Annotated in this window: 13 protein-coding genes and 2 tRNA genes; 13 read left to right on the top strand and 2 right to left on the bottom strand. The window is 74.3% G+C overall.

Annotation, left to right across the window (positions count from 1 at the left end; all coding sequences use genetic code 11):
• From ACIBNE_RS12065 to ACIBNE_RS12040, 6 genes are all read left to right on the top strand, one after another.
• Complete coding sequence (locus tag ACIBNE_RS12065; protein WP_399271411.1) at nt 1–1,077, top strand: acyl-CoA dehydrogenase family protein; 1,077 nt, start codon at nt 1–3, stop codon at nt 1,075–1,077.
• On the top strand, nt 1,074–1,526 hold the full coding sequence (locus ACIBNE_RS12060; RefSeq protein ID WP_399271410.1) for a MaoC family dehydratase: 453 nt from the start codon (nt 1,074–1,076) through the stop codon (nt 1,524–1,526). The genes ACIBNE_RS12065 and ACIBNE_RS12060 overlap by 4 nt, the downstream gene beginning before the upstream one ends.
• The gene (locus ACIBNE_RS12055; RefSeq protein ID WP_399271409.1) at nt 1,523–2,689 is read left to right on the top strand and encodes a lipid-transfer protein; all 1,167 of its coding nucleotides are present in this window, start codon (nt 1,523–1,525) and stop codon (nt 2,687–2,689) included. The genes ACIBNE_RS12060 and ACIBNE_RS12055 overlap by 4 nt, the downstream gene beginning before the upstream one ends.
• 52 nt (nt 2,690–2,741) lie before the next feature.
• Nucleotides 2,742–3,704 (top strand): glycoside hydrolase domain-containing protein, encoded by a 963-nt coding sequence (locus ACIBNE_RS12050; RefSeq protein WP_399271408.1) that lies wholly within the window; start codon nt 2,742–2,744, stop codon nt 3,702–3,704.
• Between the two features lie 153 nt (nt 3,705–3,857).
• On the top strand, nt 3,858–4,424 hold the full coding sequence (locus tag ACIBNE_RS12045) for a SigE family RNA polymerase sigma factor (RefSeq protein WP_399271407.1): 567 nt from the start codon (nt 3,858–3,860) through the stop codon (nt 4,422–4,424).
• Nucleotides 4,425–4,511: 87 nt separating this feature from the next.
• Nucleotides 4,512–6,164 (top strand): long-chain fatty acid--CoA ligase, encoded by a 1,653-nt coding sequence (locus tag ACIBNE_RS12040; RefSeq protein ID WP_399271406.1) that lies wholly within the window; start codon nt 4,512–4,514, stop codon nt 6,162–6,164.
• Nucleotides 6,165–6,264: 100 nt separating this feature from the next.
• Here ACIBNE_RS12040 and ACIBNE_RS12035 read toward each other — a convergent pair whose 3' ends face one another.
• Together ACIBNE_RS12035 and ACIBNE_RS12030 are read right to left on the bottom strand one after the other, a co-directional pair.
• Nucleotides 6,265–10,131 (bottom strand): PAS domain-containing protein, encoded by a 3,867-nt coding sequence (locus ACIBNE_RS12035; RefSeq protein WP_399271405.1) that lies wholly within the window; start codon nt 10,129–10,131, stop codon nt 6,265–6,267.
• Nucleotides 10,132–10,361: 230 nt separating this feature from the next.
• Entirely contained in the window at nt 10,362–11,108 is a 747-nt protein-coding gene (locus tag ACIBNE_RS12030; RefSeq protein WP_399271404.1) for an SSI family serine proteinase inhibitor, read from the bottom strand.
• Between the two features lie 284 nt (nt 11,109–11,392).
• Here ACIBNE_RS12030 and ACIBNE_RS12025 point away from each other — a divergent pair.
• From ACIBNE_RS12025 to ACIBNE_RS11995, 7 genes are all read left to right on the top strand, one after another.
• Nucleotides 11,393–11,483: transfer RNA gene (locus ACIBNE_RS12025), tRNA-Ser, on the top strand.
• Nucleotides 11,484–11,746: 263 nt separating this feature from the next.
• A tRNA-Arg gene (locus tag ACIBNE_RS12020) sits at nt 11,747–11,819 on the top strand.
• 154 nt (nt 11,820–11,973) lie between these two features.
• Entirely contained in the window at nt 11,974–12,909 is a 936-nt protein-coding gene (locus tag ACIBNE_RS12015) for a DUF2797 domain-containing protein (RefSeq protein WP_399271403.1), read from the top strand.
• A gap of 76 nt (nt 12,910–12,985) precedes the next feature.
• Nucleotides 12,986–13,333 (top strand): antibiotic biosynthesis monooxygenase family protein, encoded by a 348-nt coding sequence (locus ACIBNE_RS12010; protein WP_399271402.1) that lies wholly within the window; start codon nt 12,986–12,988, stop codon nt 13,331–13,333.
• A gap of 1 nt (nt 13,334) precedes the next feature.
• Nucleotides 13,335–14,312 carry an amidohydrolase family protein gene (locus ACIBNE_RS12005; RefSeq protein ID WP_399271401.1) on the top strand — a complete coding sequence of 326 codons (978 nt, stop codon included), beginning with the start codon at nt 13,335–13,337 and terminating at the stop codon, nt 14,310–14,312.
• Between the two features lie 34 nt (nt 14,313–14,346).
• Nucleotides 14,347–15,075, top strand: a complete 729-nt coding sequence (locus ACIBNE_RS12000; protein ID WP_399271400.1) for a response regulator transcription factor — start codon at nt 14,347–14,349, stop codon at nt 15,073–15,075.
• On the top strand, nt 15,068–16,780 hold the full coding sequence (locus ACIBNE_RS11995; protein ID WP_399271399.1) for an ATP-binding protein: 1,713 nt from the start codon (nt 15,068–15,070) through the stop codon (nt 16,778–16,780). Before ACIBNE_RS12000 ends, ACIBNE_RS11995 begins: the two co-directional genes overlap by 8 nt.
• Nucleotides 16,781–16,791: the final 11 nt, after the last annotated feature.

The following is a 16,791-nucleotide window of genomic DNA, read 5'->3' as shown; positions in this document are numbered from 1 at the left end:
ATGGACTTCACGCCCACGGACGAGCAGACGGCGGCGCGGGACCTCGCCGCGCGGATCTTCGGCGACCTGTCGACGCCGGAGCGGCTGGCGGCGGCGGGCCGGGAGACGGACGGCGAGCTGTGGAAGGCGCTGGGCGGCTCGGGGCTGGCGGCGGCGGTCGAGGAGCTGGGGCTGCTGGGCCTGGTCCTGCTGCTGGAGGAGCAGGGACGGAGGACGGCGCAGGTGCCGTTCGCGGCGAGCTGTGTGTACGGGGTGCTGGCGGTCGCCGAGCACGGCACGGACGAGCAGCGGGAGCGGCTGCTGCCGGGGCTGCGGGACGGGACGTCCGTCGCCACGGGGGCGTTCCCGGGGCGGAGCGGGGGCGTACGGGGCTGGGGCGTACGGGGCGAGGGCGGTGCGGTCAGGGACGGCTCGGGCAGGGGTGGGTTGAGCGGGGTGGTGGCCTGGGTGCCCTGGCTGCGGGACGCGACCCACGTGCTGGTGCCGGACGAGGACCGGGCGCTGTGGCTCGTACGGACGGACGTACCCGGGGTGTCCGTCGAGCCGGTCGAGCTGACCGCTCCCTGGTCGGCGGGGCGGCTGGTGCTCGACGGGGCGCCCGGGGAGCGTCTCGGAGGCCCGGGGGCGTACGGGGCGGTGCTGGCGGCCGCGCGGATCGCGTTCGCCGGGGTGCAGGCAGGGGTGTGCGCGGGCTCGCTGGACAGGGCCGTGGAACACACCACCGTACGGGAGCAGTTCGGGCGGCCGCTCTCCGCCAAGCAGGCGGTGCTGCTGCGGGCGGCCGAGGCGCACATGGACGTCGAGGCGATACGGGTGACGGGCTACGAGGCGGCGTGGCGCCGCGACCAGGGGCTGCCGTACGCCACGCACGCGCTGACGGCCGCCTGGTGGGCGTCGGAGGCGGGCAAGCGCGTGGTGCACGCGGGACAGCACCTGCACGGAGGTGCGGGCGCGGACGTCGGGCATCCGGTGCACCGGCACTTCCTGTGGGGGCGGCAGCTGGACGCCTACCTGGGGTGCGGGAGCGAAGTGCTGGAGGAACTGGGCGGGTTGCTGGCCGAGGAGGAGGCGGTATGAGGGTCGGCGAGGCGCTTCCCGCGCTGGAGGTCCCGGTGACCAGGACGCTGATCGTGGCGGGCGCCATCGCGTCGCGCGACTACCAGGACGTGCACCACGACGCGGAGCTGGCGCGGGAGAAGGGCTCCCCCGACGTCTTCATGAACATCCTGACGACCAACGGCCTGGTCGGCAGGTACGTCACCGACCACTTCGGTCCCGGCTGGGCGCTGCGGAAGGTGGCGATACGGCTCGGGGCACCCAACTATCCGGGGGACACGATGGTGTTGACCGGCGAGGTGGTCGCGGTGGAGGGCGACGCGGCGGAGGTGCGGGTGGTCGGCGCCAACGGGATCGGCAGGCACGTCACGGGGACGGTCGTCGTCGAGCGGGCGGGAGGGCCGGCGGGAGGGCCCGCGGGAGGGCCGACGGGAGAGTCTGCGGGAACGGGAAGGGGGGCGGAGGCGTGAGCGTACGGAGGCGGGACGCGCTCGGCGGCCGGGCGGCCGTCGTGGGGATCGGCGCGACGGAGTTCTCCAAGGACTCGGGGCGCAGCGAGCTGAAGCTGGCCGTCGAGGCGGTCGGGGCCGCGCTCGACGACGCCGGGCTCGCCCCGGCCGACGTGGACGGCATGGTCACCTTCAGCATGGACACGAGCCCGGAGATCACCGTCGCCCAGGCGGCCGGGATCGGCGAGCTCTCCTTCTTCTCGCGGATCCACTACGGGGGCGGCGCGGCGTGCGCGACCGTGCAGCAGGCGGCGCTCGCCGTCGCCGCGGGAGTCGCCGAAGTCGTCGTCTGCTACCGGGCGTTCAACGAGCGGTCAGGGCGCAGGTTCGGCTCGGGGGTGCAGCGCAGGGAGCCGTCGGCCGAGGGGGTCGCACTGGGCTGGGCGCTGCCGTTCGGACTGCTCACGCCCGCCTCGTGGGTGGCGATGGCGGCCCAGCGGTACCTCCACGCGTACGGCCTGACGCCCGACGCGTTCGGGCACGTGGCCGTCACCGACCGCCGCCACGCGGCCCGCAACCCCGCCGCGTACTTCTACGGCAGGCCGATCACCCTCGCCGACCACGCCGCGTCCCGCTGGATCGTGGAGCCGCTGCGGCTGCTCGACTGCTGCCAGGAGACCGACGGGGGCCAGGCGGTGGTGGTGACCAGCGCCGAGCGCGCCAGGGACCTGGCGAAACCGCCCGCGGTGATCGTCGCGGCGGCGCAGGGCGCGGGGCGCGACCAGGAGGCGATGACCAGCTTCTACCGCGACGACCTGACCGGGCTGCCCGAGACGGGGGTGGTCGCGCGACAGCTGTGGCGGACGTCGGGGCTGGCGCCCGCGGACATCGACGTGGGGATCCTGTACGACCACTTCACGCCGTTCGTCCTGATGCAGCTGGAGGAGTTCGGCTTCTGCGGGAGGGGCGAGGCGGCCGGGTTCGTGGCGGAGGACGCGCTGCCGCTGAACACCCACGGAGGGCAGCTCGGCGAGGCGTACCTGCACGGGATGAACGGGATAGCCGAGGCGGTGCGGCAGGTGCGGGGGACCTCGGTGAACCAGGTGCCGGGGGCGGCGCGGGCGCTGGTCACGGCGGGCACGGGCGTTCCTACGTCAGGGTTGATCCTGGGCGCGGACGGCTGAGGCGTCGGCATGGTGCGCGGACGGGCCGGGGGCGGGCCCTTTCACTCACCGTATGGAACGTCCTGCCCGCGCTGTCCGGGTCGCCCGCACCACACGTGCCTTCCGCGTCGCTTTCGTCGCCGTCCTGGCGGGGGCGCTGCTCGGCACGGCCCCCGGCGCGGCCCCGACCCGTACGGACGCCGCTCCCACCCGTACCGACGCAGCCCGTACGGACGCCGCCCGTACTGGTGCTTCCCGTGCCGGTGCCGCCGCGCCGGGTCCTTCGGCAGGGGCCTCCCTGGGGGCCGGGCCGCCGCGCGTGCACTTCAGGGGCTGGGCCTTCGACACCTGCGAGACCCCGCCACTCGCGACCATGCGGGCCTGGCGCGCGTCCAAGTACCGGGCCGTCGGCGTCTACTACGCGGGCCGCGGCCGGGGCTGCCCCGTGCAGCGGCACCTCGACCGGCGCTGGGTGAAGGCCGTGCACCGGATGGGGTGGCGGATCATCCCGGTCTACGTCGGGTCGCAGTCGCCCTGCGTCTACGCCCGGCACAAGCGCGGCGCCCGCGTCGGCCCCCGCCCCTGGAGCCAGGGCGAGCGGGAGGCGCGGCACGCCGTGCGCGAGGCCCGTGCGCTCGGCCTCGGCCGGGGCAGCGCGCTCTACCTGGACATCGAGGCGTACGAGCACCGCAACGCCCGCTGCGCCACCGAGACCCTGCGCTACGTCCGGGGCTGGAACCGCGAGCTGCGCGCCCTCGGCTTCGAGCCCGGCTACTACAGCAGCGCCGAGTCGGGCGTGCGGCACATGGAGCGGGCCCGCAAGGCGCGGATCGCCGACCTGCCGACGGTGATGTGGTTCGCGCGCTGGCACATCGGCCCCTCGGTGCACCGCGAGCCCGCCCTGCACCCGACGGCCTGGCAGCCGCGCCGCCGCATCCACCAGTACGCGGGCAACGTCGCGGAGAGGCACGGCGGGCGCAGGCTCGTCATCGACCGGAACAGGGTGGACGCCATCGTGGCCCGCGTGGGGCGCTGAACGACGAAAGATGGGGAAGCGGATGAGGGTGACCCTGACATGGTCTCCACCTGTAGGAGGTGAGGCCAGCCCCACCCCTACAACCTGAGGCGGATCCCGCTTCGGGACCTGGGGCCGATCCGCGATGGTACGACCCGCTCCTAGCGTGGACCCATGACCACGCCTGTCTGCACGAGCGCCGCCACGCCGGCCGCGTACGCGACCCGCGCCCAGCGAGCACCGCACGCGTACCCGTCGTTCTCCAGCTACGTGCGCGCTCGGGGCCCGGTCCTGCTGCGCACCGCGCGCTCGCTCACGGCCAACCCGAGCGACGCGGAAGACCTGCTGCAGACGGCGCTGACCAAGACGTACGTCGCCTGGGACCGCATCGAGGACCACCGGGCGCTGGACGGCTACGTCCGCCGGGCCCTGCTCAACACCCGCACCTCGCAGTGGCGCAAGCGCAAGGTCGACGAGTTCTCCTGCGAGGAACTGCCGGAGCCGGACGTCGTGCCCGAGCCCGACCCGGCGGAGCGGCAGGTGCTGCACGACGCGATGTGGCGCGCGGTGATGAAGCTCCCGGACCGCCAGCGGGCCATGGTCGTCCTGCGGTACTACGAGGACCTCAGCGAGGCCCAGACCGCCGAAGTGCTCGGAGTGTCGATAGGCACGGTCAAGAGCGCGGTGTCCCGGGCGCTCGGCAAACTGCGGGAGGACCCGGAGCTGTCGCCCGTACGCTGATTTCTACTCCCGGGTAGTGACATGCCTCCTGGTACGTGCGCAGAATCGAGCACCTTACTGCCGCGTAGCGCCCACCGGGAGGACGCCGTGCTCAGCACCATGCAGGACGTACCACTGACAGTGACCCGCATCCTGCGCCACGGGATGACCGTCCACGGGACGTCGCACGTCACGACGTGGACCGGTGAGGCCGAGCCGGAGCGGCGCTCCTACGCCGAGATCGGCGCCCGCGCCACGCAGCTCGCGAACGCACTCCGCGACGAGCTGGGCGTCGAGGCCGACGAACGGGTCGGCACCCTCATGTGGAACAACAGCGCCCACGTCGAGGCCTACCTCGCGGTCCCCGCCATGGGCGCGGTCCTGCACACGCTCAACCTCCGCCTCCCGGCCGAGCAGCTGATCTGGGTCGTCAACCACGCGGCCGACCGCGTGATCATCGCCAACGGCTCGCTGCTCCCGCTCCTCGCGCCGATCCTGCCCCACCTCCCGACGATCGAGCACGTCGTCGTGGCGGGCCCCGGCGACCGCTCCCTGCTCGACGAGGCCGGGGCCGAGGTCCAGGTGCACGAGTACGAGGCGCTGCTCGCGGACCGGCCCACCACCTTCGACTGGCCCGAGCTGGACGAACGCCGGGCCGCCGCCATGTGCTACACCTCCGGCACCACCGGCGACCCCAAGGGCGTCGTCTACTCGCACCGTTCGATCTATCTGCACTCCATGCAGATCAACATGGCGCAGTCGATGGGCCTCACCGACCGGGACACCAGCCTCGTGGTCGTCCCGCAGTTCCACGTGAACGCCTGGGGCCTGCCGCACGCCGCGTTCATGTCGGGCGTCAACATGCTGATGCCGGACCGCTTCCTCCAGCCCGCGCCGCTCGCCGAGATGGTCGAGCGCGAGAAGCCCACCCACGCGGCGGCCGTCCCCACCATCTGGCAGGGTCTCCTCGCCGAGGTCACCGCCCGCCCCCGGGACATCTCCTCGATGGCCCGCGTCACCATCGGCGGCGCCGCCTGTCCGCCCGCGCTCATGGAGGCGTACGACCGGCTCGGCGTCCGGCTCTGCCACGCCTGGGGCATGACCGAGACCTCCCCGCTCGGCACCATGGCGCACCCGCCCGCCGGGCTGAGTGCCGAGGAGGAGTGGCCCTACCGGATCTCCCAGGGCCGGTTCCCCGCGGGCGTGGAGGCCCGTCTCGTCGGCCCGTCCGGCGAGCACCTCCCCTGGGACGGCGCGTCTGCCGGTGAGCTGGAGGTGCGCGGCCCGTGGATCGCGGCCGCCTACTACGGCGGCTCGGACAGCGAGCCGCTGCGGCCCGAGGACAAGTTCAGCGCGGACGGCTGGCTGAAGACCGGCGACGTCGGCGTGATCAACGTGGAGGGCTTCCTGACCCTCACCGACCGCGCCAAGGACGTCATCAAGTCCGGCGGCGAGTGGATCTCCTCGGTCGAGCTGGAGAACGCGCTGATGGCGCACCCCGAGGTCGCGGAGGCCGCGGTCGTCGCCGTCCCCGACGAGAAGTGGGGTGAGCGCCCGCTGGCGACCGTGGTCCTCAAGGAGGGCGCCACGGCCGACTACACGGCGCTCAGGGACTTCCTCGCCGGGACGATCGCCAAGTGGCAGCTGCCCGAGCGCTGGGCGCTGGTTCCCGCGGTGCCGAAGACGAGCGTCGGCAAGTTCGACAAGAAGGTGATCCGCAGGCAGTACGCGGACGGGGAGCTGGACGTCACCCAGCTCTGACGAGCCGTACGGGGGCGGCCGTTCCACGATGTTTCACGTGAAACGGCCGCCCTCGTGTTTCACGTGAAACATCGTCCCGCGTACGACAGTTGGCGGGCCGTCAGTTGGTGCCGATCTTGGCGAGCAGATCGACGATCCGCGACTGCACCTCGCTGCTGGTCGAGCGTTCGGCCAGGAACAGCACCGTCTCGCCCGAGGTGAGCTTCGGCAGCTCCGCCTGGTTGATGCCCGCGGAGGTGTAGACGACCAGCGGCGTGTGGTTCAACTGCCCGTTCGCGCGCAGCCAGTCGATGATCCCGGCCCGGCGGCGGCGCACCTGGAGCAGGTCCATCACCACGAGGTTCGGCCGCAGCTGCGCGGCGATCGTCACCGCTTCGCTGTCGCTGGCCGCCCGCTCCACCTGCATGCCGCGCCGCTCCAGCGTCGCGGTCAGCGCGAAGGCGATCTCCTCGTGCTCCTCGATCAGCAGGACCCGGGCGGGGTGCTGCTCGCTGTCGCGCGGCGCGAGCGCCTTGAGGAGCACGGCGGGGTCGGCGCCGTACGCCGCCTCCCGCGTCGCCTGCCCGAGGCCCGCCGTCACCAGCACCGGCACGTCGGCGGCCACCGCCGCCTGGCGCAGCGACTGGAGGGCGGTCTTGGTGATCGGCCCGGTCAGCGGATCGACGAAGAGCGCGGCGGGGAACGCGGCGATCTGCGCGTCGACCTCCTCGCGGGAGTTCACGATCACCGGGCGGTAGCCGCGGTCGCTCAGCGCCTGCTGGGTGGAGACGTCGGGCGCGGGCCACACCAGCAGCCTGCGCGGGTTGTCCAGCGGCTCGGGGGGCAGTTCGTCGTCGACGGGCCGCGGCTGCGGCTGGTTGGCCACCTCGACCGCGCCACCGGGGCCGTCGAGCGGCTCGGGGCCCTCGGCGGCGTTCTCGTCGGGTGCGTCTATCGAGTACGCACGCCCTTCGGGAAGCCGTCCCGCCGGGGGCGAGAGCAGCCCGGAGTGCTGCTGGGTCGCCGCGGCGGGCGGCGCGGGCTGCGGCGGTACGGGCTGCGCGGAGTTCGGCGGTACGGCGGGGGCGCCGGGCTCGGGGCGCTCGCTCTCCTGGGGCGTCGAGAGCTTGCGACGACGACCGCCGGGGGCGGCGGCGCCGGGCGGCTGGTTCTGCTGCGGCGCGAGGTGCTGGGCGAAGGGCACGCCCTGGCCCAGCGTGCGCACGCTGAAGGCCCGCCCCTGAGTGGAGTCCGCGGGCATCGGCTCGGCGGGCGGCAGCGGCTGACGGCCGGCCGTCGCCGTGGCGGGATCCACGGGCGGGGCCGTGGGCAGGGGAGCCTGCGCGGCAGCGGGCGGCAGCGGTACGGAACCGGTGTCACCGCTCCGTACGGGCTCCGGCGCCTCCGTGGGCGCGGGCGGCGCGAGCGTGGCACCGGGCGCGGGCTGTGCGTCGGCGGCCCCCGCGGGGCCCGCGTTGCTGTTCGTGATGTTGGCGAGCGCGGACTGGGCCTGCGCGGAAGCCCGAGCCGTCGCCGCGCGCTCGGCCGAACTCTGCACGCCCTGCGCACCGTCCGGTCCCTGACCGCCCTGCGGGCTCTGCCCGGCGTTCGGTGCGTCCGGCGCGTTCGGCGCGGGTGCCGCCTGGGCGCGCCTGCGGCCCGTGGGCAGCGGATGCGGCAGCGGCGGGGTGTGGTCGGCGGTCGGGTCGGTCCGCACCGCGTCGTGGCGCCCCTGCACCGCGTCGGACGGGGCGCGGTCGGCGTCGGCGGGCGGCAGCGCGAACGCGCTCCGCGCACCGCCGTCACCCGTGCCCTGCGCCGCTTCGGTCGGAGCGGACGCCAGCGCCCGCCGGGCCCTGCGCCCCGTCCCCGTGGCCTGCGCGGGCAGCGCACCGCCGGGCAGCGCGGCGGTACCGGCGGCGGGCACCGGGGAGTCGGCGGGCACGCCCTGCGGCGGCACCGTCTCACCGAGCGCGGGGCGCCCGGACCCGTGCTCGGCCGCGGTCACCACGGACCCCTCGGCGGGCCTGCTCGGCGCGGGCAGCGCCAGGGCCTCGCGCTCCGGACCCTGCTCCGCCGGGCTCGGCCTGCCCCGGCGGCGCCCGGTCGGCGGCCGCTCGGTGTCCCGTACGGCCTCGGCCGCGCCCACGGGGTCCAGGAAGGAGTCCGTGGAGTTGGGCGAAGCGGCACGCCTGGCACGCCGCCGTCCGCCGCCCGACGTGCCGTCCTGCTGCGCGGGCAGCGAGGCGACACCCGGGCCGGAGGACGCCCCGCCCAGCGTGTCGTCAGGACCGGCCGCACCCGCACCGGAGTCCGTACCGGCTCCCGGGCCGGCTTCCATTCCCACCGGGTCCGCGGTCACCGCGCCCGCTCCCGCGCCGAGCGGCAGCTCCACCACGTACGCGCTGCCGCTCATGCCGGGCACCTCGTGCGTCTGGAGCACACCGCCGTGCGCCCGCACGATGCCCCGCACGATCGGCTCGTGCACCGGGTCGCCCCCGGCGAACGGCCCGCGCACCTCGATCCGTACGACATCGCCGCGCTGCGCCGACGCCACCACCACGGTCGAGTCGACGTAGCCGCCGCCGGGCACCAGACGGGCCCGGCCGGTCGAGTCGACCCCGGCCACGTCCGCGATGAGGTGGGCGAGCGCGGTCGCGAACCGCACCGAGTCGATCTCGGCCTCTATGGGCGGCGTGTGCACCGCGAACTGCACCCGGCCGGGGCCGATCAGCTCGACCGCGGCGTCGATGCCCGCCGCGACGACCGCGTCGACCAGCACCTTCTCCTTGGCGAGCGCCTCGTGCCCGCTGTCGAGCCGCTGGTAGCCGAGGACGCTGTCCACCAGCGTGCTCATCCGCGCGTATCCGGCGGCCAGGTGGTGCAGCATCTGGTTGGCCTCGGGCCACAGCTGCCCCGCCGGGTCGTCCGCGAGCTTCCGCAGCTCGCCGTAGAGCTCGACCATGGGTCCGCGCAGCGCGTCGCCGAGCACGGCCGTCAGCTGGGTGTGCTGGGCGGTGAGCCGGGCGAGCCGCTCGTCCCGCTCCTCGATCTCGGCGCTGTAGCGCTCGCTGCGGTCGGCCAGTTCGGCGGCGTGCCGCTCGTCCCGCTCGGCGAGCTCGGCCGCGTGCCGCTCGTCCCGCTCGGCCGCCTCGGTCTTCTGCCGCGCGACCAGTTCCTCGTACGGGCGGCGGTCGGTGAACGTCATCACCGCGCCGACCAGTTGGTCCCCGTCCCGGACCGGAGCCGTCGTCAGGTCGACCGGCACCGGCTTGCCGCTCTTGGACCACAGCACCTGCCCGCGCACCCGGTGCTTGCGGCCGGAGCGCAGCGTGTCGGCGAGCGGCGACTCGTCGTACGAGAAGGGCTCGCCGTCGCCGCGCGAGTGCAGCACCAGCGGGTGCAGCTCCTGGCCGCCGAGGTCGCTGGCGCGGTAGCCGAGGATCTGGGCGGCGGCCGGGTTCACGAGGACGACGCGGCCGTCCGTGTCGGTGCCGACGACGCCCTCGGCGGCGGCCCGCAGGATCATCTCGGTCTGCCGCTGCGAGCGGGCCAGCTCGGCCTCGGTGTCGACGGTCCCCGAGAGGTCGCGCACGACCAGCATCAACAGCTCGTCGCCGGTGAAGTGGCCGCCGCCCTGGGAGGCGTAGGCGTCTCGGCCGTCCGCGAGGTTGGCGCTGGTAACCTCGACCGGGTACTCGCTGCGGTCGGTGCGCCGGGCGATCATCCGGGTCGGCTTGGTGCGGCCCCGCTCGTCGGCGTTCTCGGGCCGCCGCATCGATCCGGGGATCAGCCGGGAGTCGAATTCCGGCAGCAGGTCGAGCAGCCCGCGCCCGACGAGGCCGGTGCCCGGGGACTCGAACATCTCCAGGGCGATGGTGTTGGCGTTGACGACCGTGCCGTTGCAGTTGACGAGCAGCAGCCCGTCAGGGAGGGCGTCAAGTATGGCCGCGAGGCGAGCAGCGCCTCGGGATGGCTGCCTGCTCACGACGACGCTTCCTCCCTGGTTACCGCACCTTGCCGACAGTCCGTCCCGGCCCCGATGAACCGCCCCTCGGGCCGTACGGGCCGGACACTGTCACCCAAGGAGTCTAAAGGCAGGAGTTGCGCGCGCGACGGCGGATGAGGGGGAGCTCTCATCGATCCTCTGTGACCAGGGCGTACGCCCCGGTCCCACGCGGGTCGTCCGTCGGGCCGGGGCCGGGGCGCCGTGGAGGATCAGATTCCGTCGGCCGGGAGCAGCGGGGTGAGCTTCTTCCAGCGCGCGATCTCGCATCCGTCGACCCGGCGGAAGTCCGCGTCGACGGGCCGCCCGGCCCAGACGCCCTCGACGTGGGCGGTGGCGGGACCGCCGTACTGCATGGTGCACATCGTGTTCGGCGGGACGGGCGCGAAGGGGTCGGTGCCCCAGACGGTCACCTCGTCCAGCCCGTCGCAGGCGGCCTGCGGGCTGGGGTGGTCGCCGCCCGCGGGGTGGCACAGGAGCTCGTACGTCCCGTTGAGCCCGGGGTCGGCGGCATGGGCGACGGTGACGGTGAGGTGGTCGCCGGGGGGCGGGAAGGACGGCGGGTAGGGGTCGACGGGGGTCTCGTCGACCGGAGGGGTGTCGATCGGGGGCACGTCGGCCGGCAGCAGGTCGGCCGGGACGGTGCCGACGGGCAGGGTGCCGATCGGGGCGGGGCGGGTCAGGACGGGCCCGGGAAGGTCGGGCCGGGACGGATTGGGCCTGACCAGGTCGGTACCGGACAGCCCCGTGTCGGACAGGCCCGTGCGGGACAGCCCCGTGCGGGACAGATCGGCGTCGGACAGGGTGGGCCCGGTCAGGTCGGGGCCCGGGAGCACGGACGCGGCCCGTGCGGGGGCGTTCCCCGGCAGACCCGCGCCGGGCAGGGCGGCGGCGGGCACGGCGGCCGCGCCGATGGCGGCGGCGGTCGCGGTGGTGGCGAGGAGGAGACGGCGCAGCATGGTGGGTACTCCTGGAGGGTGATCGACCGGGGGGCAGGGTGACGCCCCGGGATCTCTAACGCCGCAGAGCCCGAGGCGTTGCGCGCTGCCGCCGCCGCACCGGTGTGCGGACCCGCCCGCGTCCGGGCGGCCGCACTCCCGGCACCCCCGCCGCCCCGCCCGGAGAATGCTTTGCCCTCGCGGCCGCCTGCCTAGTACCGTGGGAGGCGATTGGTGACAGCGCACATGGCTGTGTCATCATCTGCACGCACCACTCGCGTTCGCGCGTGGGGGGTGTACGAGTTGGAGGCGTCGCCTAGTCCGGTCTATGGCGCCGCACTGCTAATGCGGTTTGGGTCTTAAAGCCCATCGAGGGTTCAAATCCCTCCGCCTCCGCTTACGACATCGGAGCCCCGGTCCACACGGACCGGGGCTCCGATGCGTTTGGGGCGAGCGAGTCCACGCGGGACGGCCCGCAGGCCCCCGACCTGGACCTTCTCCGCCCCGCGAGTGAACGGCGGAACCAGGCCCGGACGGCGGCAGAGATGGCGTTTCCGCAGGTCAGAGCCGTTCCGGCTAATGGATTTCGCGTCACGGCGCAGGTCATGTAATGTTGTTCTCGCAACGCCGACGGGGCAGAAAAAACCCCGGAAGCACAAGCACTCGTAGCTTAACGGATAGAGCATCTGACTACGGATCAGAAGGTTGCAGGTTCGAATCCTGCCGAGTGCACAGCAGCCAAGAGGCCCCGGAGAAATCCGGGGCCTCTGGCGTTTTCGTGTGTCTACGCGTTCTCCGTGGTCTTCCCGGCTCTCCCGGTTCTCTCGGTTCTCCCGGCCCTCCCGGCTCTCCGGGGGCGGTGTGCGGGTTCGTGGGCTCAAGGTGGATGGTGTCGGGGGCCGGGGTGGTCCGCGGGGAAGGTGTGGGCGTGGAGTGGTGGTGTGCGGGGGGCGGGTGGATCGACGGGCGGGCCGTGCTGCGGTGGCGCGGGGGGCGGGTGAGTTCCCTCGCCTACGGGAAGCCGCTCGCCTTTCGGGTCGTCGGGGAGCGGCGGTGCGTCGGGGCGCGGGGGAATCCCTGTCCGCACGGCGGGGCGCCGGGGGACGGCGGGCCGCGCGGGGCCGTTGTGGCGGGGCGGGCTTCGCAGGCTCGGTGCCCGGAGTGCGCGCGGCTCGATCGGGCGTTCTCCGTCGCGGCCGACGGAGTGCCCGACGACCCCCGTACGTACCGGGTGTACCTCGCCTGGTTCGGGCCCGGCCTGGTCAAGGTCGGGATCACCGCCGAGGAGCGCGGCGCCGTCCGGCTGCTTGAGCAGGGGGCCGTGGCGTACGGCTGGCTGGGGCGCGGGCCGTTGATGGCCGCGCGGCGCACGGAGGAACTGCTGCGCGCCGCGCTCGGAGTGCCGGACCGCGTCCCGTACGAGAAGAAGCGCGTCGCGCGCGGCGCCCTGCCGCCCTGGCCCGAGCGCGCCGCCGAGCTCGCCGCGCTGCACGGGCGGGCCGTGGCGCTGGACGGCTGGGCGGAGACGCTGGAGCCGCTGGAGTTCGCGGCCGTCGACCACTCGGAGCCGTTCGGCCTGGAGCGGGTGCGGGAGGCCGGGGTGCGGGGCGTCGTGGAGCAGCTGGTGGACGGCGGGGTCGTGGCGGGGCGGGTCGTCGCCGCCGCGGGGCCCGATCTGCACCTGGGGTCGCTCGTCGTCGACACGCGGCTGCTCGTCGGGTGGCAGCTGGTCGCGGACGGCGGGGAGGGCGGGACGACCGTGCCCGTACGGGAGCCCAGGGGCGAGCGGGAGGCGCCCGGGGCCCAGGAGGGGCTTTTCTGACCGGAAGGTCAAGGCTTGGATCCCTTACACCCATGAGGGTGGACAGCCAGTCGATCTTCGGCGGAGGCTGTCCGTCATGAGCATTCGACCTGTTCCCGCCTTCGAACCGCCCTACTACACCGTGGTCTTCACCTCCGTCATGCGGGAGGACGCCGAGGAATTCGAGGAGTACGGGCCGACCGCCGAGCGGATGGCCGAGCTGGTGAAGGAGATCCCCGGCTTCCTCGGCTACGAGTCCGCGCGCGGCGCCAACGGCCTCGGGATCACCGTGGGTTACTTCAAGGACGAGGCGTCCATCGAGGCGTGGCGCCGCGACGTCGAGCACCAGGCGGCGCAGCGGCGGGGCATCAAGCAGTGGTACGGGAGCTACTCGCTGCACGTCGCCAAGGTGGAGCGGAGCCACAGCTTCGAGCACGGGGCGTGACGTGAGCGGGGCCGCGGACGCACGGGGGTTCTGGGCCGCCCTCGGGCTGCCCGGGATCGTCGACGTCCACACGCACTTCATGCCCGAGCGCGTGCTGCGCAAGGTGTGGGCCTACTTCGACTCCGAGGGGCCGCTCGTCGGGCGCTCCTGGCCCATCGCCTACCGGCACGACGAGGACGAACGGGTACGGATCCTCAGGGAGTTCGGGGTCATCGCCTTCACTTCCATGATCTACCCGCACAAGCCCGGCATGGCCGACTGGCTCAACGCGTGGGCGGCCCGGTTCGCGGCCCGGGTGCCCGAGTGCCTGCGCACCGCCACGCTCTACCCGGAGGACGGCGCCGCCGCGTACGTGAAGGCGGCCGTCGCGTCCGGCGCGCGGATCTTCAAGGCGCACCCCCAGGTCGGCGACTACGACCCGGGCGACCCGCTGCTCGACGAGGCCTGGGGCGTGCTGGCCGACGCGGGGGTGCCGGTGGTGGTGCACTGCGGCTCGGGCCCCGTGCCGGGCCGGTTCACCGGGCCCGCGCCCATGGCGCGGCTGCTCGCCCGCCACCCGCGGCTGCGGGTGGTCGTGGCGCACATGGGGATGCCGGAGTACGCGGAGTTCCTGACGCTCGCGGAGCGGTACGAGGGCGTGCTGCTCGACACGACCATGGCGTTCACGGACTTCAGCGAGGAGACGGCGCCCTTCGACCGGCGCGAGCTCGGGCGGCTGAAGGACCTGGGGGAGCGGGTGCTGCTCGGCACCGACTTCCCGAACATCCCCTACCCGTACGCGCACCAACTCCACTGTCTCGAACGGCTGGAGCTGGGCGATGAGTGGTTGCGCGGGGTCTGCCACGGGAACGCGGTGCGGGAGTTCGGACTGGACGACCGGGAGGCCGGACTGGAGGGTCGGGAGGTCGGACCGGAGGGTCGGGAGGTCGGACCGGGCGGCGGGGGACCGTTTTCTCAGGGAATTCACAGGGAGCCGTAAGAGGCGTTTCAGGTGCCCCCGGGACCGTTTCCCCATGCCTACGACGCGTACCGAACTGCACAGGCCCGACGGCAGCCCCGTCCGGGTCCTCGTCGTGGACGACGAGGCGCCGCTCTCCGAGCTGCTGTCCATGGCCCTGCGTTACGAGGGCTGGCAGGTCCGCAGCGCGCGCGACGGCGCGGGGGCCGTCAGGGCCGCGCGGGACTTCAGGCCCGACGCGGTCGTCCTGGACGTGATGCTGCCCGACATGGACGGGCTCTCCGTCCTGGGCAGGCTGCGCGCGGACGACGCCGGGGTGCCGGTGCTGTTCCTCACCGCGAAGGACGCGGTCGAGGACCGCATCGCCGGGCTCACCGCGGGCGGCGACGACTACGTCACCAAGCCGTTCAGCCTGGAGGAGGTCGTCGCACGGCTGCGCGGGCTCATCAGGCGCTCGGGCGGCGCGGGCCCGCGCGCGAGCGGGTCGCGGCTGGCCGTCGGCGACCTGGTGCTCGACGAGGACAGCCACGAGGTCAGCAGGGACGGCCGACACATCCACCTCACCGCGACCGAGTTCGAGCTGCTGCGGTTCCTGATGCGCAATCCGCGCCGGGTGCTGAGCAAGGCGCAGATCCTCGACCGGGTCTGGTCGTACGACTTCGGCGGCCAGGCCAACGTCGTCGAGCTGTACGTGTCGTACCTGCGCAAGAAGATCGACGCGGGCCGCAGCCCCATGATCCACACCCGGCGCGGGGCCGGGTACCTGATCAAACCCGGTGAGTAGGGCCCGTACGGGCGCCCGGGTGCGCGGGACCGGCACGGGCGCAGGCGGGCGGCGGCGGTGGTCGCTGCGCGCCCGGCTGGTGCTCTCCGCCGTGCTGCTGATCGGCATCGTCGCCGGGGTGATCGGCTCGGTCACCGCCATCGCGTACCGGAGCTATCTGTACGGGAAGCTGGACGACCAGCTGCGGGCCGTGGCCGAGCGGGGCCGGCGCCCGCCGGGGCCCGTGCCGCCGGGGTCCGTGCCGCCTGGGCTGCCCGAGCCCCTCGATCCGCTGCGGTTCGTCGGCGGCGGCGGGCAGCCGCTCGCCACCTTCGGCGTGCTGGTGCGCGACGGGCGGGCCGTCACCTCCAAGATCGTGGACGAGACGGGCGACGGTACCTCGCGCGTCGTGCGCACCGCGCTCCCGCTGACCGACGAGCAGCTGCGGGTGGCCGTGACGGCGGTCGGCGACACGTCGGTGCGCGGCATGGACCTGCCGGGGCTCGGCGCCTACCGGGTGACCTCCGTCGAGCTGTTCGAGGGAGGCACCGCCGTCGTGGGCATGCCGGCGGCCGAGGCGCGCGGCGCGCTCTCCACGCTGGTCGTCGTCGAGGTGTGCGTCACCGCCGCCGGGCTGGTGGCCGCCGGGCTCGCGGGCTGGGCGATCATCGGGGTGGCGCTGCGGCCGCTGCGCCGGGTCGCCGCGACGGCCACCAGGGTCGCCGAACTCCCGCTGCACAGCGGCGAGGTGGCCCCGCTGGAGCGCGTCCCCGACACCGAGGCGGACGGCAGGACCGAGGTCGGGCAGGTCGGCGCCGCGCTCAACCGCATGCTGGACCACGTCGGTTCGGCGCTCGCGGCCCGGCAGGAGAGCGAGACCCGGGTGCGCCGCTTCGTCGCGGACGCCAGCCACGAACTGCGCACGCCGCTCGCCTCGATCCGCGGCTACGCCGAACTGACCCGGCGCGGCGACGAGCCCGTGGGCCCCGACACCCGGCACGCCGTCGGGCGGATCGAGTCCGAGGCGATCAGGATGACCGGGCTCGTCGAGGACCTGCTGCTGCTCGCCCGGCTCGACGCGGGGGCAGCAGGCGGGGGTGGGGGCGGAGGCGCAGATGGGGTGCCGGGGGCCGGTGGGGTGGCGTGGGCCGGTGGGGTGGCGGGGGCCGCGCGGCCCCCGCTCTCGTACGAGAGCACCGATCTCTCGCCCCTCGTCGTCGACTCCGTGAGCGACGCCCGCGCGGCGGAACGCGGGCGGGGCGAGGGCCGCCACTGGCGCCTCGACCTGCCGGACGAGCCGGCGACCGTACGCGGCCACCCGCGCCGCCTCCAGCAGATCCTGGTGAACCTGCTGGCCAACGCCCGTACGCACACCCCGCCCGGTACGACCGTCACCACGCGCGTGCGGCGCGAGGGCGGCCTGATCGTCCTGGAGGTCGCCGACGACGGCCCCGGCATCCCGGCCGAGCTGCTGCCGCACGTCTTCGAGCGGTTCGCGCGCGGCGACGCCTCGCGCACGCGCAGGGCGGACGCGGCGCGCAGGGCGGACTCGTGGGGCACCGCCCATTCCACGGGTCTCGGGCTCGCCATCGTGCAGGCGCTGGCCACCGCCCACGGCGGGCGGGCCGAGGCGCGCTCCGAGCCGCGCGGCGGCGCGGTGTTCACCGTACGACTGCCCGCGCATCCCGTTTCACAGCCGACGGACAGGCTCACCACACGGCCGTGACAGGCCGGTTG

It is taken from the genome of Streptomyces sp. NPDC050504, assembly GCF_044458065.1.
Lineage (GTDB): Bacteria > Actinomycetota > Actinomycetes > Streptomycetales > Streptomycetaceae > Streptomyces.
The sequence above is the reverse complement of the archived record's forward strand: the minus strand, read 5'-3'. Positions and strand labels throughout refer to the sequence as shown.

What these genes read in the sequence shown, in the direction of transcription:
- ACIBNE_RS12065 (WP_399271411.1), top strand. Translation starts at nt 1, where the DNA reads ATGGACTTCACGCCCACGGACGAGCAGACGGCGGCGCGGGACCTCGCC.
- ACIBNE_RS12060 (WP_399271410.1), top strand. Translation starts at nt 1,074, where the DNA reads ATGAGGGTCGGCGAGGCGCTTCCCGCGCTGGAGGTCCCGGTGACCAGG.
- ACIBNE_RS12050 (WP_399271408.1), top strand. Translation starts at nt 2,742, where the DNA reads ATGGAACGTCCTGCCCGCGCTGTCCGGGTCGCCCGCACCACACGTGCC.
- ACIBNE_RS12045 (WP_399271407.1), top strand. Translation starts at nt 3,858, where the DNA reads ATGACCACGCCTGTCTGCACGAGCGCCGCCACGCCGGCCGCGTACGCG.
- ACIBNE_RS12030 (WP_399271404.1), bottom strand. Translation starts at nt 11,108, where the DNA reads ATGCTGCGCCGTCTCCTCCTCGCCACCACCGCGACCGCCGCCGCCATC.
- ACIBNE_RS12015 (WP_399271403.1), top strand. Translation starts at nt 11,974, where the DNA reads ATGGTGTCGGGGGCCGGGGTGGTCCGCGGGGAAGGTGTGGGCGTGGAG.
- ACIBNE_RS12010 (WP_399271402.1), top strand. Translation starts at nt 12,986, where the DNA reads ATGAGCATTCGACCTGTTCCCGCCTTCGAACCGCCCTACTACACCGTG.
- ACIBNE_RS12000 (WP_399271400.1), top strand. Translation starts at nt 14,347, where the DNA reads ATGCCTACGACGCGTACCGAACTGCACAGGCCCGACGGCAGCCCCGTC.